Here is a 17,444-nt window from a genome sequence, read left to right as displayed (position 1 = left end):
GATGTGCGCGCTGACCCCGTCCGAGCACCGCACCCGCGCCGCGTACGCGGCACCGCACCACCGACCACCAGACAGCCACCACCCCGGCGCGCCATAGAGAGCGCGAGCCGGGGCCATCGAGAGGACCGCCTCCCGTGACTGCCGATCGCACCACCGCCCCGAGAACGTCCGCCCGTCGCCGCCTCATAGCCGGCGCCGCCCTTCTGCCGCTGCTGGCCCTGGCCGCCTGCGGCTACGGCTCCGACAAGAAGGACGACACCACCAACGCGGCCGCGAGCAGCGGCACCAGCAAGAAGCTGTCCGCCTCGACGGTGAAGATCGGCTACTTCGCGAACCTCACCCACGCCACCCCGCTGGTGGGCCTGAAGGAGGGCTTCTTCGCCGACGCGCTGGGCTCGGGCACCACGATCAAGGAGTCGGTGTTCAACGCCGGGCCCGCCGAGATCGAGGCCCTCAACGCCGGTTCCATCGACATCGGCTGGATCGGCCCCTCCCCCGCGGTCAACGGCTGGACGAAGTCCGGCGGCAAGAGCCTGAAGATCATCTCCGGTTCGGCCTCCGGCGGCGTCAAGCTGGTCGTCAACCCGGACAAGATCAAGACCCTGAAGGACGTCAAGGGCAAGAAGATCGCCACCCCGCAGCTCGGCAACACCCAGGACGTGGCGTTCCTCAACTGGATCGCCGAGCAGGGCTGGAAGGTCGACGCGACCAGCGGCAAGGGCGACGTCTCCGTGGTCCGCACGGACAACAAGGTCACCCCCGACGCCTACAAGACCGGCTCCATCGACGGCGCCTGGGTGCCCGAGCCCACCGCCTCCAAGCTGGTCGCCGAGGGCGCGAAGGTGCTCCTGGACGAGCGCGACCTGTGGCCGGACAAGAAGTTCGTCATCACGAACGTGATCGTCTCCCAGGCGTTCCTCAAGGACCACCCGGACGTCGTCGAGGCCGTCCTGCGCGGCTCGGTGAAGACCAACGCCTGGATCAGCGCCAACCCCGACAAGGCCAAGGCCGACGCCAACGCGCAGTTGGAGAAGCTCTCCGGCAAGCCGCTGCCCGCCGACGTCATCGACCCGGCCTGGGAGAGCATCCAGGTCATCGACGACCCGCTGGCGTCCACGCTGCAGACCGAGGCCGACCACGCCGTCACCGCCGGCCTGCTGGAGAAGCCCTCGCTCAAGGGCATCTACGACCTGACGATCCTCAACAAGATCCTCAAGGGCGAGGGCAAGACCGGGATCGACGACGCCGGTCTCGGCGGCTGAGGCCCGGCAGCACCGATGAAGACCGCAGCCCCAGCCCTCAGGAGGTGACGCCATGGCCACCGCACTCACCAAGCAGCCCGCCGTGACGGTCGACGCGGCCCCGTACGCCGCACGGCTCGAGCACGTCTCGAAGTCCTTCGGCCGTCCCGGCGCGGAGACGCACGTGCTGGACGACATCAGCATCGATGTCGCGCCGGGCGAGTTCGTCTGCCTCCTGGGGGCCTCGGGCTGCGGCAAGTCCACGCTGCTCAACCTGGTCGCAGGACTCGACCGGCCGTCCGCCGGGGGCATCCAGACCCCCGGCGGCCGTCCGGCCCTGATGTTCCAGGAGCACGCCCTGTTCCCGTGGCTCACCGCGGGCAGGAACATCGAACTCGCCCTGCGCATGCGCGGCGTACCCCGCGCCGAGCGGCGCCCGGAGGCCGAGCGGCTGCTGGAGCTCGTGCGCCTGAAGGGCGCGTACGGCAAGCGGGTGCACGAACTGTCCGGCGGCATGCGGCAGCGCGTCGCGCTGGCCCGGGCGCTGGCGCAGGACAGCCAGCTGCTGCTGATGGACGAGCCGTTCGCGGCGCTCGACGCCATCACCCGTGACGTCCTGCACGAGGAACTCACCCGCATCTGGGCCGAGACCCGCCTGTCGGTGCTCTTCGTGACCCACAACGTCCGCGAGGCGGTGCGGCTCGCTCAGCGGGTCGTGCTGCTCTCCTCGCGGCCGGGACGGATCGCCCGGGAGTGGACGGTCGGCATCCCGCAGCCGCGCCGCATCGAGGACTCGGCGGTCGCCGAGCTCTCCGTGGAGATCACCGAACACCTCCGGGGGGAGATCCGGCGCCATGGCCAGCACTGAGACGAAGGCGGACGTCAGGCCGGGCGGCGACCTCGCGGGGCTGGAGGCCGGGCTCGACGCCCTGGAGATCCGGTCCGCGACCCGCGTGCCGCTGGCCCGTGTGCTGCTGCAGAAGGCCGTTCCCCCGCTCGTCGCCATCGCGCTGGTGCTGGTGGTGTGGCAGCTCGCGTACCACTTCGAGCTCAAGCCGCACTACCAGCTGCCCAGTCCGGCGGAGGTCGGGCGCGCCCTGCAGGACAAGTGGCTCGACGGCACCCTGCTCGGCTACGTCTGGACGAGCCTGTCGCGCGGCGCGCTGGGCTTCGTGGCCTCCGTCGCGATCGGCACACCGCTCGGCCTGCTCGTGGCGCGGGTCCGGGTGGTGCGGGCCGCGATCGGGCCGATCCTGTCGGGCCTGCAGTCCCTGCCGTCGGTGGCGTGGGTGCCCGCGTCGATCATCTGGTTCGGCCTGTCGGACGCCACGATCTACTGCGTGGTGCTGCTGGGCGCGGTGCCCTCGATCGCCAACGGCCTGGTCGCGGGCGTCGACCAGATCCCGCCGCTGTTCCTGCGGGCCGGCCGCACCATCGGCGCCACCGGCATCCACGCGGTGCGGCACGTGCTGCTGCCGGCCGCCCTGCCGGGTTACCTCGCCGGCCTCAAGCAGGGCTGGGCCTTCTCCTGGCGCTCCCTGATGGCCGCCGAGCTCATCGCCACCTCCCCCGACCTCGGCGTGGGCCTGGGCCAGCTGCTGGAGCAGGGGCGCGAACTGTCCGACATGCCGAGCGTGCTGGCGGCGATCCTGCTGATCCTGATCGTCGGCATCGGCATCGAACTGCTGGTGTTCGCGCCGCTGGAGCGTTCGGTGCTGCGCAGCCGCGGCCTGTTCGCACGGGGCTGACATGACCGCGCACCCCGTCCTCCTCGTCATCGCCCACGGCAGCCGCAACCCGCGGCACGCCGCGACCGTCCACGCGCTGACCGAACGGGTCCGGGCGGCCCGTCCCGGGCTGCGCGTGGAGACGGCCTTCCTCGACCACTGCGCGCCCAACGTGCCGCGGGTCCTGGACCGGCTGGCCGCGGCGGGCGTGCGCGAGGTGGTGGCGCTGCCGCTGCTGCTCACCCGGGCCTTCCACGCCAAGGCCGACATCCCGGCCGTGCTGCGCGAGTCCGCGGCACGGCACGCCCGGATGCGCGTGCGCCGGGCCGACGTGCTCGGCCCCTCACCGCTGCTGCTCGCCGCGCTGGAGCGGCGGCTGCGCGAGGCCGGGCTCGGCCCCGGCGACCGCCCCTCGACCGGGATCGTCCTGGCGTCGGCGGGCTCCTCGGACCCGGAGGCGATCGCAGTGATCGCAGAAATCGCGCGGGAGTGGCGGCGTACCGGTTGGTGCGCCGTGCGGCCTGCGTTCGCCTCCGCATCCCTTCCCACGACGGACGAGGCGGTGCGCGCGCTGCGCGCCGAGGGCGTACGGCACGTCGCCGTCGCGCCGTACGTCATCGCGCCGGGCTTCCTGCCCGACCGCATCGCCCGTGGCGCCGTGGCCTCCGGGGCGGACGTCCTCGCCGACGTCCTCGGCGACGCCCCGGAGGTCGCCCGGCTGCTGCTGCGCCGCTTCGACGAGGCGCTGCGACCCCGGTTCGCGCTGGCGCTGGCCTGAGGCGCGGCGCGCCGTCAGGACACGACGTCCGCCAGGCGTTCGACCTGGGCGGGGTCCGACGACCAGCAGTAGAGCACCACTTCGTCGGCGCCGATGCCGGCGTACCCGGCGACCGCGTCGCGGATCTGCTCCGCAGTGGCCAGGAGGCCCTCCGCCACGCGGTCGGCGAAGTCGGTGAAGGCGTAGTAGGCGCGGACGTTGGCGCGGGCGGCGGTGACCACCGCGTCCGGACCGAGCGCGACGTTGGCCTGGGCGACCAGGCGGGGCCGGCCGGGCCGTGCGTGCCGTTCCCAGCTCCGTTCCGCCTCCCGGAAGAGCCGGTCCATCGCCTTGGGCGGCAGCCCGGCGCCGAGGAAGCCGTCGCCGTGGCGGCCGACCCGGTCGATGGCCGCGTGGGCGAAGCCGCCGAAGAGCACCTCGGGCCCGCCCGGGGTCGCGGGGGCGGGACCGATCGGCCCGGCCCCGTCGCCGTACGGGTCACCAGCCCAGAGGCGGCGCAACACGGTCATCTGCTCGTCGAGCAGGCGGCCGCGGCGGTGGAAGTCGGCTCCCGCCGCGCGGAAGTCGTCCTCGCGGGCGCCCACGCCGATGCCGAGGGTGAAGCGGCCTGCGGACAGCCGGTCCAGCGTCGCGGCCTGCTTGGCCAGGACGGCGCCGTCGCGGAACGGGGTGATGAGCACCTCGGTCTGCAGCCGGATCCGGCGGGTCGCCCCGGCGAGCACGGCGAGGGTGACCAGCGGTTCGGGGTTGTCGTACACGAGACGGTCGAGCAGGCCGAGGGTGCTGAACGGACCGTCGTCGGCGCTGCGGGCCCAGGTCGTCAGCACGGCGGGGTCGTCGACGGGAAGGCCGAGACCGATCTTCATGGGGAACTCCTCCGGAAGGGCAGGGGCAAGTGGTGCCGCCCCTCCGTGACCGCACGACCGACCGTGCGGGCCGCTCCCGTTCTGCGGCGTCCTTCAGGGAGCCTGTTCGTCGAGTGCTGCCACCGTAACCCGGCGCCCCCGCCTCGCCCCTTCATTTCTCCCGTGTCGGACCGGCCTAGTAGTAGTGGCGCAGCGACGGCCACAGCCGCGACCACGGTTCGTCCGGGCCGGTGCACAGGACGATCGCTGCGTGCTGCTCCTCGTTGTCGACGTGCTGTCCGTTGTCGACGCGGCCGACCTGGCGGCAGCCGGCGAAGTGGCGTTCGACGCCGTCGGCGTCCTCCTGACGCACCAGCAGCACCGGTCCGGTGGCGGAGTCCGGTGGCGGGCCCCAGGCGGCGAAGCTCATGTGGGGGGAGTAGGGGGCGGGCAGGCCCCGGGCGGGGCCGTAATGGGCGAGGGCGCCGGCCTCGCCGTAGTTCTGCGCGAGGACGACGGCACGGGAGCGGTCGGCGGCGGGCAGGTCCGACCAGGCGTCGGCGACGGCGGCGGCGAGCTGCGGCCAGCCGATCTGCTCGCCCTGCTCCTTGTTGACGGCGTTCACGACGGCCACACCGCGCGGCGGGAGCACCGGCAGCGAGATCAGGGCGCTGATGACCGCCGTGACCGCGACGGCCGGCCACATGGCGCGCGGCCGGGAGACGGACGTGACGCAGCCCGCGGCGAGCAGCACGAGCAGCAACGGCAGGCAGTAGTACGGCTTGCCGCCGGAAGCGACGACCAGGACGGCGAGCAGGACGTAGGCCGGGGCGAAGGCACGGGCCCAGCGCAGCGCGGGATCGCGCCACAGCCGCAGCCCGCCCGCGATCCACACCGGCAGGAACACCGGTGAGAGGAAGAGGATCTGCTGGGGCACGAACAGGACGCGGTTCTCGGCGCCGTCGTCCGCGCTGATGCCGCCCGCGACGGTCAGCTGGGGCCAGCCGTGCGCCGCCTGCCACCACAGGCCGGGCAGGGCCACCGCGAGCGCCACCGCGGCTCCGGCGACCGGCCACCAACCGCGCAGCACGTGCCGGGGGCCGGTGGCGAGCAGCGCCGCGAGGAGCGCGACGGCCAGCAGGGCGACCAGGTACTTGTTCTCCAGGCCGACGCCCAGGGCCGCACCCACCGCGAGCCACAGCCGGCCGTCCCCGGTGCGCAGCAGCCTCAGCAGGATCCAGCAGACGACCATCCAGGCGAGCACGTCGAAGGTGGCGGTGGAGACCAGGTGGCCGACGGCGAGGACGAAGCCGGAGACCGCCGTGCACACCGCCGCGAGCACCTGCGCCGGACGCCCGCCGCCCAGTTCCCTGGCGACGAGGGCGACGACCACGACCGTCGCGGCGCAGGCGAGGGTGGCCACCACCCGCAGCCCGGCGGGCGTCTCGCCGAAGACCGCGGTGGACAGGCGGGCGGCGAGCGGGGTGAGCGGGGGCTGGTCGACGTATCCCCAGGCGGGGTGGTCGCCGGCGACGAGGAAGTACAGCTCGTCGCGGTGGAAGCCGTAACGGCCGGACAGCGCGGTCAGCACGGCGGCGACCGCGGCCGCGACCGCCAGAACGGGCGCCGCGGCGAAGGACGCCACCTGCGCGCGGACGTGCGTAGCGGACAACCCCCACCCCCCGGTGTTCCCGGACGACGGTACCGGGGCGGTGCCCGGGGGGCCACGGTTCCGGCCGGACGGCGGTCGTCTAGTGTGCCGTGCACGGATTCGGGAGGGGTCATGGCAGAGGCGGCGGGAAGACGGCGGCGCATCGCGGCGTGGGTGCTCGGACCGGTGGGGCTGGTGCTCGCGGTCGGTGCGGTGGTGACGGCCCGGACCGGCTACACGACGGGCACCGTCTCGAGCGCGGCCATGGAGCCGACCTACTCCCCCGGTGAGCGGCTCCTGTTCGAGCGGGTGGGCGGGGACGAGGTCCGGCGCGGCGACGTGGTGCTGATCGACGGGCAGGACCGGTACGGCGGGCTGGTGCTGGAGCGCGTGATCGGCACGGGCGGCGACCGCGTCGCGGAGCGCAGCGGCGGGCCGGTGACGGTGAACGGCAAGGAGCTGTCCGAGCCGTACGTGAAGGACGGGGATCCGTCGGGCGGCGCGCCCGCGTTCGACGTCACGGTGCCCGAGGGGCGGCTCTTCCTGCTCGGCGACCATCGCGCGGACTCCAGGGACTCCCGCTGGTTCCTCCGCGAGCAGTCGGGCACCCTCCCCGCCGCCGGGGTGCGGGCCCGGGTTCTGGAGGACCGCGGCAGCGCGCTGCTGCCGGCCCTGGCGGCGCTGCTCGGCCTCACGCTGGCGATCACGGGCCTCGTCCTGGGGATCACCGCCCGGGTCGCCCGGCTCCGCGAACGGCACCCGGCCGTACCACCGGTCTGGGGCGCCGCTCCGCCGGTGCCCTAGGCCCCGACGTCGAAGCGGTTGAGCCGGGAACCGCCGGCGCGCGAGGCGCGGTCGAGCAGCGCACTCAGGACGCGGCGGCCCGGGGTGAGCCGGGCGCGGGCCTGCGGCGGGAGGTCCCACAGCGTGCGGGAGTCGCGCAACCGCAGGCCCCACGCGGCCAGTTCACGGGGATCGTCACAGCTCCAGCCGACGTTGACGGCGCGCGGTCGGCGCGCCTCGGCGGAGCCGACGGTGTCCATCAGGAGGACCGATCCGGGGAACCGGTCGCGGACGACGTCCACGGCGGAACGGGCCCCGGCCTCGGTGAGGTAGATGAGCACGGCCTCGGAGACGAAGAGGTAGGGGCCGGGCGCCGCCACGACGGCGGCCGCCCAGTCCGGTTCCGCGGCCGAACCGGCGACCATGCGGCGGCGCGCGTGCTCGGCGAAGAGCTCGCGGCGCAGCGCGATGACGTCCGGCAGGTCGACCTCGACCCAGGTGGCGGTGCCGTTGTCGACCCGCTCGTAACGGGTGTTCAGGCCGGCGCCGATCTCGACGACGGTGCCGGACGGGTGCTCGTCCAGGAACTCGCGCACCCAGTCGTCGAGGACGACGCCCCGGAAGACCGGGCCGAGCAGCCTCAGCCGGCCGCCGATGCGCGAGATGTCGTAGTCGAGGGCGCCGGCCAGTTCGACCGACCGCGGGTCGCGGGTCAGCGGCCGCCTGCGGCGCGTCTCGGCCGCCCTCGCGTGCAGCGGTATGAGCAGGGTCTCCTGCACCGGGCCGAGTTCGACGCGCCGACGTTCCATGCCCGCACCGTACAGCGGTCAGGCACCGCGCAGGGCGTCGGCGAGGGGCCCGTCGCCGGTGACCTCGGCGCCGCCGTCGCGCAGGGACTCCGCGATGCCGCGGACGGCGCCCGCGGGCACGGCGAGCACCGCGTCGGGGCGCTTGGCCGGGCCGTCGGCGTACGAGGGGGTCCCACCGCCGAGTTCGATGTGGAAGGCGCCCTCGTCGAGGCGGACCTCGACCACTCCGGCGGGGACCCCGGGGAGCGCGGCGAGGTGCCGCATGAGGGGCACGGCCGCCCAGTGCGCGCGGACGGCGTCGGTGGGCCGCGGGTCCTGCAGTTCCGGCGCGCCCCATTCGGCGAGGGCGCCGAGCACGGGGAGCAGTTCCTCTCCGCGCCGGGTGAGTTCGTAGACGTACGCGGCACCGGGCGGCGCGAGGCGGCGGCGGGTGACCAGGCCGTCGCGCTCCATCTCCTTGAGCCGGGAGGCGAGGACGTCGGTGCTGACGCCGGGCAGGTCGGCGTGGAGGTCGGTGTACCGGCGGGGACCCGCCAGCAGCTCCCGGACGATCAGGAGCGTCCAGCGCTCCCCGACGGTGTCCAGGGCGCGGGCGACGGCGCAGTACTGGTCGTAACTTCGGCGCGGCATGATCCCCAGTGTAGACAAGTGGTTGGACTTTCCAAGCGCGTACTTGGTAAAACCAAGGAGAGCAGCGTACCGCGCAGGATCGCGGGACCGGGTCGGGAGGCCGTCGCATGGAGTACAAGCAGTCGGGCAAGCTGGCGGACGTCTGCTACGAGATCCGCGGGCCGGTGATCGAGCACGCCAACGCGCTGGAGGAGGCCGGGCACAGCGTCCTGCGTCTCAACACGGGCAACCCTGCGCTGTTCGGCTTCGAGGCGCCCGAGGAGATCCTGCAGGACATCATCCGCACGCTCCCCACGTCGCACGGCTACAGCGACTCGCGCGGCATCCTGTCGGCCCGCCGGGCGGTGGCCCAGCACTACCAGGAGCGCGGGCTCGCCGACGTCGGCGTGGACGACGTCTTCCTCGGCAACGGGGTGTCCGAGCTGGTGCAGATGGCCGTCCAGGCCCTCGTGGACGACGGCGACGAGGTGCTGATCCCTGCCCCCGACTTCCCGCTGTGGACGGCCGTGACGAACCTGGCCGGCGGCAAGGCCGTGCACTACCTCTGCGACGAGCAGGCGGACTGGTTCCCCGACCTCGACGACATCGCCTCCAAGATCACCAGCCGTACGCGGGCGCTGGTCATCATCAACCCCAACAACCCCACGGGCGCGGTCTACCCGCGCGAACTGCTCGAAGGCATGCTCGACCTGGCGCGCCGGCACCACCTGGTCGTCTTCGCCGACGAGGTCTACGACAAGATCCTCTACGACGACTCCGTCCACCACTCGGCCGCCCAGCTCGCCCCCGACGTGCTGTGCCTGACCTTCAGCGGGCTGTCCAAGGCCTACCGCGTGGCGGGCTTCCGCTCCGGCTGGCTGGTCGTCACCGGGCCCCGGCAGCACGCCAGGAGCTACCTGGAGGGGCTGACGATGCTGGCCTCAATGCGGCTGTGCCCCAACGTCCCGGCCCAGCAGGCGATCCAGGCCGCGCTCGGCGGCCGGCAGAGCATCAAGGACCTGATCCTGCCCGGCGGACGGCTGCACGAGCAGCGCGACAAGGCCTGGGAGAAGCTGAACGAGATCCCCGGCGTCAGCTGCGTCAAGCCCAAGGGCGCGCTCTACGCCTTCCCCCGGCTGGACCCGAAGGTGCACCGGATCCACGACGACGAGAAGTTCGTGCTCGACCTGCTGCTCCGCGAGAAGATCCAGGTCGTCCAGGGCACCGGCTTCAGCTGGCCGCGCCCGGACCACTTCCGCATCCTGACCCTCCCCCGCGCCGACGACCTGGACGCCGCCATCAGCCGCATCGGCCGCTTCCTCGCGGGCTACCGGCAGTAGCCCGGGGCCGGGCGCCGCACCCCGGGGCCGTCGCATCCCGTTAGCGTGCGGCCGGGCACCGCGACGGCGGTCGTTGTAGGAGGCAACACTCCCGTGGGCGGGGGTTTTCCCCACTCCCTGGGGAGGAGAAACCCTCCGCCGGTTCACCTGTCAGCCGGATGGGGTGCCGTCCCGTGGACCCATAGCGTCGAGGGCGAGGCGGTGGTGAGGTTCCACCGCCCGGCTTCGAGGGGGTTCGCAACCGTGGCAAGCGCACACGGCAGGGCACGTACCGCGGGGACGGTACGCGGGCAGGGCATCGCCGCCGCCATGGGCGGCTGGAGCGCCCGGCACCGCTGGACGGCGGTCGGGAGCTGGCTGCTCTTCGTCGTACTCGCGCTGGTCATCGGCTCGATGGCCGGGCGGGTCGACCTGACGGACCGGGAGGAGGTGCCCGGGGAGTTCGGGCAGGCGGTGGCCATCCTGGACGACGCCGGGCTGAACGACGGGCCGGCCGGTGAGATGGTGCTGGTCCAGGCGGCCGGGGGCTCCCTGAAGGCCACCGACCCGGCGTTCCGGGCCGTGGTCGGGGAGGTCGTCGCCGCGGTGAAGGGCACCGGCGAGGTCGCCTCCGTCCAGTCGCCGTACGACGTCGGAGCGGTCTCCGAGGACGGCCGGTCCGCACTGGTGAGGTTCGACCTGCGCGGCGACCCGCAGACGGCGCCCGACCGGGTCGAGCCGGTCGTCGACGCCGTCCAGGGCGTCCAGGACCGGCACCGCGACCTGAAGGTCGAGCAGTTCGGCGAGGCCAGCTCGGAGAAGGTCTTCAACGACGCCTTCGGCAGCGACTTCCAGCGCGCCGAGTACTCGGCTCTGCCGGTCGCGCTCGGCATCCTGCTGATCGCCTTCGGCGCGCTGGTGGCGGCGCTGCTTCCGGTGGCGCTGGCGATGACGGCCTTCCTCGCGACGACCGGCCTGGTGGCCGTCGTCAGCCACGGGGTGCACATGAGCGACACCGCCAACTCCGTGATGCTGCTGGTCGGCCTGGCGGTCGGCGTCGACTACTGCCTGTTCTACCTGCGGCGTGAGCGTGAGGAGCGGGAGGCGGGACACGACGCGCAGACCGCGCTGCGGATCGCGGCGGCCACCAGCGGCCGGGCGGTGCTGGTCTCCGGCGTGACGGTGATCGTGGCGATGGCGGGCATGCTCTTCACCGGCATCGGCGACTTCAAGGCGATGGGCCTGGCCACGATGATGGTGGTGGCCGTGGCGATGTTCGGCTCGGTGACGGTGCTGCCCGCGCTGCTGTCCCTGCTGGGCGAACGGGTCGAGAAGGGCCGGATCCCCTTCCTGCGCCGCCGGGGCAAGGGGCCGAGCGGGGAGTCCCGCATCTGGCGGGCGGTCCTCGCGGGCGTGCTGCGCCGCCCGGTGGTGGCGGCGGCGGTCGCCGGTGGGGCACTGGTCGCGCTGGCCGTCCCGGCGGTCGGCCTGAACACCGCGAACCTGACGCTGAGCCAGGAACTGGGCGACGGCCTGCCGGTCGTGCGGGCGTACGAGGACATCAACAAGGCGTTCCCGGGCGGCCCGGACCCGGCCCAGGTGGTCGTCAAGGCCTCGGACATCACCTCGCCCGAGGTCCGTCAGGCCATCGACGCCTTCTCCCGGGAGGCCGTGGCCAAGGGCGCCTCCCCCGGGCCGGTGGAGACGGAGCTCCACGAGAAGGCGGGCGTCGCCGTCCTCAAGGTGCCGCTGACGGGCGGCACGGACGAGGAGAGGGCCGAGGCCTCGCTGAAGGTCCTGCGCGACGAGGTGCGCCCGGGCACCCTGGGCGAGGTGGCCGGCGTCACGGCGCCCATCGGCGGCTCGACCGCGGCCTCGATGGACTTCACCGACAAGATCGGCGACGCGGTTCCCCCGGTCTTCGCCTTCGTCGTGGCCTTCGCCTTCCTGCTGATGCTGCTCTCCTTCCGGTCGCTGACCATCGCGGTCACCTCGATCGTGCTCAACCTGCTGTCGGTGGGCGCCGCCTACGGCATCCTCACCATCGTCTTCCAGCACGGCTGGGGCGCCGGCCTGGTGGGCGCCGAGGGCGTGGGTGCGATCGTGGCCTGGCTGCCGCTGTTCCTGTTCGTGATCCTCTTCGGGCTGAGCATGGACTACCACGTCTTCGTGGTCTCCCGGATCCGGGAAGCGCGGGTGCGGGGGCTGACCACGCAGGGCGCGATCCGGCACGGCATCACGACGACGGCCGGTGTGGTGACCAGCGCCGCGGTCATCATGGTGGCGGTCTTCGCGATCTTCGGCACGCTGTCCATGCAGAGCATGAAGCAGATGGGCGTGGGCCTGGCCGCGGCGGTGCTCATCGACGCCACCGTCATCCGCGGTGTGCTGCTCCCCGCGGTGATGGCCCTGCTGGGCGAGCGCAACTGGTACCTGCCCAAGTGGCTCGGCTGGCTGCCGGACATGACCCACGACGAGGCCGGCGTCGAGCCCACCCCGGTGCGGCCGGTCACCGCCCCGGCACCGGTCGAACCCTCCGGCGTGGGCCGCTGAACCGGCGGACGCCACGAGGACGCTCCGGCCCGGCCCCCGTCGCCACGGGGGCCGGGCCCCGGCGTACCCCCACCCGGCTCAGGGCCCGCAGGCGCCGAACATCCCCATCAGGGCCTCGACGATGAGCGTGCCCGTGCTCGCGGCACCCGTGCCGAAGGCGGTCGCCGGCAGGTAGCCCACGGCGGCGTCCTGCGGCGACGGGGAGCTCTCCCGAACGCGGCCACCTGCTGCCCGTCGCGCCACACCACACTGCTGTGGGAGCTGACCGGTTCGAAACGGCAGGCCCCGCCCGGAAGCTCGGCACGGACGCCGGACGAGGAGCGGGTCAGCCCCCTCGGCCCGAGGTGCAGCCCGGCCGCGTCGCCGCCGACCGTCAAGGTCAGCCGTCCCGCGGCGCGGGTGCCCACCGGGGCCTGGGCGTGGTCCCGTGCCTCCCCTTCGCGGACGATCGTCGCGGTCGGCAGCCCCGGGCCCTCCACCCGGGCCAGGGCCGCGTGAACGCCCGGCAGGGTGATGTTTAGCGAGCCGGACAACTCGTCCCGCACCGTGCGCCGCGGCGCCGGGCCGACGGCCGGAGCCTCGCCCATGTACCTCACCGTCCTGTCGGAGGCGGCGTGACCAGGGCGGCCACTCCCCACCGAAAGTCCGCGCAAGGCCGCCCAGCGGGGTCGGGCTCAGCGCTCGGCGCCGGGGCGCGGGGTTATGGCCCCGCGCCCCGGGCCGTCCACCGCGCGCGCGGCCGGGGCCGTGGACGCGCCCGCGGAGCCAGGGGTCCGGAACGGGTCGAGGGCGGGCGCCGGACCGCGCGCCGTGAGGGGCGCGGTCCGGTCGGGATCCGAGAAGAGGTCTCGCTCATCGCCTGAAGTCGACATGCCCGCAGCGTATCCCGTGTTCGAATATTTGTGCGATCCCCCGGAAGAGTTAATGAACCGGCGGCCCGAACCGCCTCACCGTGGCGGCCGTCCCCGGCTCGTACGGCCGCCACGGCCCGCGCCCCTCCCCGCCGTCCCCGTCCCCGTCCTCCCCGTCCTCCCCGCCGTCCGGGCGGCCGGTCGCCACGAACGCGGCGAGCGCCCCGCCGAAGGCCCGGGCGAGGGCGCGGTCGGCGTCGTCCACCGGGCCCAGCATCGGGGCGTCGGCGTACGCCGCGAAATCGCCGAAGAGGAAGGGGAGTTCGGCGCAGTGCGTGGCGCCCAGGGTGCCGTCGTCCCCGGGCGGGCGCCGCGTGAAGCGGTAGGCGTACGCGGGCCGGCCCCGCTCGGCGCAGTGGGCCGCGATCGCGGTGACCCCGGCCCCGAAGACCCGCTCGGTCCCGGCCGCGTCGGGGAAGCCGGCGGGCGAGGCGGCACGGAAGGCCGTCATCTCGTCCTGCGTGCTGCCCAGCAGGACGTCCGTGCCGTCCAGGCCGCCCGCGGCCACCGCCGCCATCGGGGCGCGGGGCAGGCCCGCCCCGCCGAGCACCGGGTGCATCGGTGGGGCGACGTCGCCGGGCCGGGCGCGCTCGGCCGACAGCCGCCCGTACGCCGACACGAGCCGCTCCGCGGGCAGTTCCCGCAGTTCCGGCGGGTGCGTGACGCCCAGGAGCCGCAGATAGGCGGCGGTGACCTCGGCCGCCTCGGCGGGCTCCCGCGGTGCGAGCCCCCACGGCCCGCTCTCGGCGAGCATCCGCCGGACGAGTCCGTGCGTGCCCGGGTCGACGGCGAGGCAGAGCGCGCAATACGCGCCGGCCGACTGCCCGCCCACCGTGACCAGCGCGGGGTCACCGCCGAAGGACGCGATGTTGTCGCGGACCCAGCGCAGCACCGCGGCCTGGTCCCGGCTGCCGAGGTTGTCCGCGCCGAGTTCCGGCAGGTACAGCCAGCCCAGCGGGCCGACGCGGTAGTTGGCGGTGACGACGACGATGCCGCCGAGGGCGGCGAGCCGCGTGCCGTCGTACCAGTCCCAGCCGCCCGAGCCGGTGGTGAAGCCGCCGCCGTGGAACCACACCAGCACCGCCCGGGGATCGGCACCGGCCTCGAGCGCCCCCTCGGGCGCCCACACGTTGAGGGTGAGGCAGCCGTCCTCGTCCCCGTGCGGCTCGCGCGGGCCCATGACGACCGCCAGCCGGGACGGCGCCTGCGGCACCTCGGGGCCGGCGTGGGCCGCGTCGCGCACGCCGGCCCAGCCGGGGTGCGGTGCGGGCGGGGCGAACCTCAACGCGTCCACCGGCGACGCCGCGTAGGGGATCCCGCGGAAGGCCGCCACGCCCCCCTCCCCGGTCACCCCGCGCACGGAGCCGCGCTCCGTGACCACCACCGGCCGCCGCTGTCCTTCGGTCTCACTGTCCATGGCAGCCGGTCTACCGGCAACGACCGGCCGGTGGCCACGACCTGCCCCGGCCGACGTGGCGGCACGTGCCCCCGATGCCGCCCGGACCGCCGGACGTGCGCGATGCGCGGCGGTTACCGTCAGGCCCCGGGTGCGCCTGGCGCCCCGGCGGCCTCGCCGGCCCGGACGGCCTCCGCCTCCGCCGCCGCCTCCGCGGCCTGCCGTTCCCGCTCCTTGCCACGGGCGGCGGCGCGCCGGCCGTAGAGGATCGTCCACGCGATGAGGACACCGGTGACGGCGTACGCCATCACCGAGTTGACCGTCACCATGGTGGCGGTCGACAGCTTGTACGAGAGGCCGATCCTGGCGAGTGCCTCGAGGATGTAGCCGACCCCCCAGGCGACGGTCATGGTGCGGATGACGTGGCGGAAGCCCTCGTACTGCCACAGGCCGTCGAACCGCTCGGCGTCCTCCTTGGTGCCGTTGGTGCCGAACTTGCGCCCGAAGTAGAACATCAGCGGCCGGGGCGCGAGCAGGCTGGCCAGGCAGACCACTCCGAACAGGCCGGTGACCGCGGAGTCCTTGACCAGCAGCAGGCGCGTGGAGTGCGGGCCCACGACGGTGACGACGACGGTGATCACCAGGAACACGAGGGTGATGACGGCGAACTCGTCCACCTTGCGGCGCCAGGCGAGCGTGATGGCGGTGTCGAGCACCGGCCACACGCCGGAGACGAGCAGGGCGGAGAACTCGCTCCAGCCGGCGTCGGTGAGCCGGCCGTAGGTGAGGATGGGCAGGACGATGTTGAAGGTGATGGTGAGCGCCCAGCCGAGCGCGGACGACGTGCCGGAACGTGCGGACACGGCTTTCCCCCCGTAGTAGTTGCCGAAGCCGCAGGGGAACATACGCCCGGCGCCGCCGCCCCGGCCAGGCTCTTTGCCCAGGCTTTAGGGCGGCGGCGCCGCGTGTGCCACCGGGCCCCGGTCCGGGGCCCGGTCCGGGGCCCGGCACCGGTCAGTCCTCCGGGGGCAGCTCCCCGGCGAAGGCCGCGGCGAGCCGCAGCCAGGGCGCGGCCTCGGCCTCGCGCCCCTGCCGCTGGAGGGTCCGGCCCAGCATCAGGTGCGCGTAGTGCTCGACCGGGTCGCGCTCGACGACCACGCGCAACTGCTCCTCGGCACGGCCGAGCTGGGCGGAGTGGTAGTAGGCGCGGGCGAGCAGGAGGCGCGGGGCGACCTGCTCGGGCACCTCGTCGACGACGGCCGTGAGCAGCCGGGCCGCCTCGGTGTACTCCTTGGCCTCGAAGTAGAGCCCGGCGCGCGCCCAGCGCTCCGCCGTGGTCTCCTCGTAGGCGGCGTAGGACCCGTGGTTGGTGGTGGTGTTCACGCGAGCTCCTCTCCGGGTGCGGTGTGCGGCATGTGACCGGCCGGCTCCCGTCCGAACCGGCCCCGTTCGAAGTCCTCGACGGCCTGCATGACCTCGGCCTTGGTGTTCATGACGAACGGGCCGAAGTGCGCGACCGGTTCGCGGATCGGGCGGCCGCCCAGGATCAGGACGTCCAGGGCGGGGGTGCGGCTGTCGGGGTGGTCGGTCGCCTCCAGGGTCAGGGTGTCGCCGCTGCCGAACACGGCCAGCTGGTGCGCGTCCAGCGGGCGCCGTTCGGCTCCGGCGGTACCGCGCCCGGACAGCACGTAGGCCAGGGCGTTGAAGTCCGGCCGCCAGGGCAGGACCAGGCGCGCGCCGGGACTGACGGTGGCGTGGACCAGCGTGATCGGGGTGAAGGTGCTCCCCGGTCCCGCGTGGCCCGCGACCTCGCCGGCGATGACGCGGACCAGCGCGCCGCCGTCGGGCGAGGACAGCAGCGCCGCCTCCGGGCCCTCGATGCTCTGGTAGCGGGGCGCGTTCCACTTGTTCGCCCGCGGCAGGTTCACCCACAGCTGGACGCCGTGGAACAGCCCGCCGGAGACGACCAGTTCCTCCGGCGGCGCCTCGATGTGGAGGATGCCGCTGCCGGCCGTCATCCACTGCGTGGCGCCGTCGGTGATCGTGCCTCCGCCGCCGTGCGAGTCCTGGTGCTCCATGCGGCCGTCGATCATGTACGTGACGGTCTCGAAGCCGCGGTGCGGGTGCCACGACGTGCCCTTGGGCTCGCCCGGCGCGTACTCGACCTCACCCATCTGGTCCATATGGATGAAGGGGTCGAGCTCCCGCGTCGGCACACCGGCGAAGGCGCGGTGCACCGGGAAGCCCTCGCCCTCGAAGCCCTGAGGGGCGGCGGTCACCCTGCGCACCGGGCGCTGCTCGGCGGTCAGCGGGTCGGGCCCGGCGACACGGGGCAGCAGCAGGGTGTTCTCCACGGTCACGGCAGGCATGACGCCCTCCTCGGCAGTCTCGGCGGGCCCGGTCCGGGCCTCGCACGGTCGGTTTAACATTCAACCAACCGAATCCATTCCGGCCCGCCCGCCGTCTGCCGTGGAGGCCCCCGGAGACCCCGCCGGCCTCAGAAGCCGAAGCGCGGGCGCTCGCCCTCCGGCACCAGGTCCACGTACTCAGGGTGCTTGCCGATCCACGCACGGATGAAGGGGCAGAACGGCAGCACCGCGAGCTTCCGCTCGCGGGCCGCGTCCAGCGCAGCCCGGGCGAGGGCGCCGCCGAGCCCGCGACCGCCGAAACGGGGGTCCACCTCGGTGTGAATGAACGCTATCTGGTCCCGGTACAGGTGGTACTCGGCGAAGCCGGCCACCTCCTCGGCACCGCCCTCCTCCGCCGCGTCGAAGATCTCGAAACGGGACTTGCCGGGGTTGTCGGCGACGCGCAGTGCCATC

At 73.9% G+C, this 17,444-nt stretch carries 16 protein-coding genes; 7 read left to right on the top strand and 9 right to left on the bottom strand.

Going from position 1 to position 17,444, the window contains the following annotated elements:
• Positions 1–134 precede the first annotated feature (134 nt).
• From ABZ312_RS34645 to ABZ312_RS34630, 4 genes are read left to right on the top strand one after another with little or no spacing between them, the layout of a single operon-like run.
• Complete coding sequence (locus ABZ312_RS34645) at positions 135–1,262, top strand: ABC transporter substrate-binding protein (RefSeq protein WP_500321737.1); 1,128 nt, start codon at positions 135–137, stop codon at positions 1,260–1,262.
• 52 nt (positions 1,263–1,314) lie between these two features.
• The gene (locus tag ABZ312_RS34640; RefSeq protein ID WP_500321738.1) at positions 1,315–2,109 is read left to right on the top strand and encodes an ABC transporter ATP-binding protein; all 795 of its coding nucleotides are present in this window, start codon (positions 1,315–1,317) and stop codon (positions 2,107–2,109) included.
• The gene (locus tag ABZ312_RS34635) at positions 2,096–2,989 is read left to right on the top strand and encodes an ABC transporter permease (protein WP_500439450.1); all 894 of its coding nucleotides are present in this window, start codon (positions 2,096–2,098) and stop codon (positions 2,987–2,989) included. Before ABZ312_RS34640 ends, ABZ312_RS34635 begins: the two co-directional genes overlap by 14 nt.
• A gap of 1 nt (position 2,990) precedes the next feature.
• Complete coding sequence (locus tag ABZ312_RS34630; RefSeq protein WP_500321740.1) at positions 2,991–3,746, top strand: sirohydrochlorin chelatase; 756 nt, start codon at positions 2,991–2,993, stop codon at positions 3,744–3,746.
• Between the two features lie 14 nt (positions 3,747–3,760).
• Here the strand turns inward: ABZ312_RS34630 and ABZ312_RS34625 are convergent, their stop codons facing one another.
• Positions 3,761–4,612 (bottom strand): LLM class flavin-dependent oxidoreductase, encoded by an 852-nt coding sequence (locus ABZ312_RS34625; protein WP_500321741.1) that lies wholly within the window; start codon positions 4,610–4,612, stop codon positions 3,761–3,763.
• 175 nt (positions 4,613–4,787) lie between these two features.
• Positions 4,788–6,263: a glycosyltransferase family 39 protein gene (locus ABZ312_RS34620; protein ID WP_500439449.1), complete on the bottom strand. Its 1,476-nt coding sequence runs from the start codon at positions 6,261–6,263 to the stop codon at positions 4,788–4,790.
• A 111-nt stretch (positions 6,264–6,374) separates the two neighbouring features.
• Between ABZ312_RS34620 and lepB the strand changes: the two genes are divergently transcribed.
• Positions 6,375–7,046 carry a signal peptidase I gene (lepB, locus tag ABZ312_RS34615; protein WP_500439448.1) on the top strand — a complete coding sequence of 224 codons (672 nt, stop codon included), beginning with the start codon at positions 6,375–6,377 and terminating at the stop codon, positions 7,044–7,046.
• Here lepB and ABZ312_RS34610 read toward each other — a convergent pair.
• Both ABZ312_RS34610 and ABZ312_RS34605 read right to left on the bottom strand, forming a co-directional pair.
• Complete coding sequence (locus ABZ312_RS34610) at positions 7,043–7,834, bottom strand: class I SAM-dependent methyltransferase (RefSeq protein WP_500439446.1); 792 nt, start codon at positions 7,832–7,834, stop codon at positions 7,043–7,045. The genes lepB and ABZ312_RS34610 overlap by 4 nt on opposite strands.
• 18 nt (positions 7,835–7,852) lie before the next feature.
• On the bottom strand, positions 7,853–8,467 hold the full coding sequence (locus ABZ312_RS34605) for a winged helix-turn-helix transcriptional regulator (protein ID WP_500321994.1): 615 nt from the start codon (positions 8,465–8,467) through the stop codon (positions 7,853–7,855).
• 104 nt (positions 8,468–8,571) lie between these two features.
• On the opposite strand from ABZ312_RS34605, the gene ABZ312_RS34600 reads away from it, so the two are divergent.
• Positions 8,572–9,783 carry a pyridoxal phosphate-dependent aminotransferase gene (locus ABZ312_RS34600; protein ID WP_500321748.1) on the top strand — a complete coding sequence of 404 codons (1,212 nt, stop codon included), beginning with the start codon at positions 8,572–8,574 and terminating at the stop codon, positions 9,781–9,783.
• A 309-nt stretch (positions 9,784–10,092) separates the two neighbouring features.
• Complete coding sequence (locus ABZ312_RS34595) at positions 10,093–12,315, top strand: MMPL family transporter (RefSeq protein WP_500439454.1); 2,223 nt, start codon at positions 10,093–10,095, stop codon at positions 12,313–12,315.
• A 921-nt stretch (positions 12,316–13,236) separates the two neighbouring features.
• Here the strand turns inward: ABZ312_RS34595 and ABZ312_RS34590 are convergent.
• From ABZ312_RS34590 to ABZ312_RS34570, 5 genes are all read right to left on the bottom strand, one after another.
• Positions 13,237–14,643, bottom strand: coding sequence for a carboxylesterase family protein (locus ABZ312_RS34590; protein ID WP_500439445.1), 1,407 nt, complete (start codon positions 14,641–14,643; stop codon positions 13,237–13,239).
• Positions 14,644–14,762: 119 nt separating this feature from the next.
• Positions 14,763–15,485, bottom strand: coding sequence for a VC0807 family protein (locus tag ABZ312_RS34585; protein ID WP_500321753.1), 723 nt, complete (start codon positions 15,483–15,485; stop codon positions 14,763–14,765).
• 151 nt (positions 15,486–15,636) lie between these two features.
• The gene (locus ABZ312_RS34580) at positions 15,637–16,005 is read right to left on the bottom strand and encodes a tetratricopeptide repeat protein (RefSeq protein WP_500321754.1); all 369 of its coding nucleotides are present in this window, start codon (positions 16,003–16,005) and stop codon (positions 15,637–15,639) included.
• A complete protein-coding gene (locus ABZ312_RS34575; protein ID WP_500321755.1) occupies positions 16,002–16,991 on the bottom strand; it encodes a pirin family protein in 990 nt (329 codons plus the stop codon). Before ABZ312_RS34575 ends, ABZ312_RS34580 begins: the two co-directional genes overlap by 4 nt.
• 128 nt (positions 16,992–17,119) lie before the next feature.
• Entirely contained in the window at positions 17,120–17,443 is a 324-nt protein-coding gene (locus tag ABZ312_RS34570; RefSeq protein ID WP_500321757.1) for a GNAT family N-acetyltransferase, read from the bottom strand.
• Between the last annotated feature and the right edge of the window lies 1 nt (position 17,444).

It is taken from the genome of Streptomyces sp. NPDC006207, assembly GCF_040613835.1.
Classification (GTDB): Bacteria; Actinomycetota; Actinomycetes; order Streptomycetales; family Streptomycetaceae; genus Actinacidiphila.
This window is presented reverse-complemented; position numbering and strand designations above follow the sequence as displayed.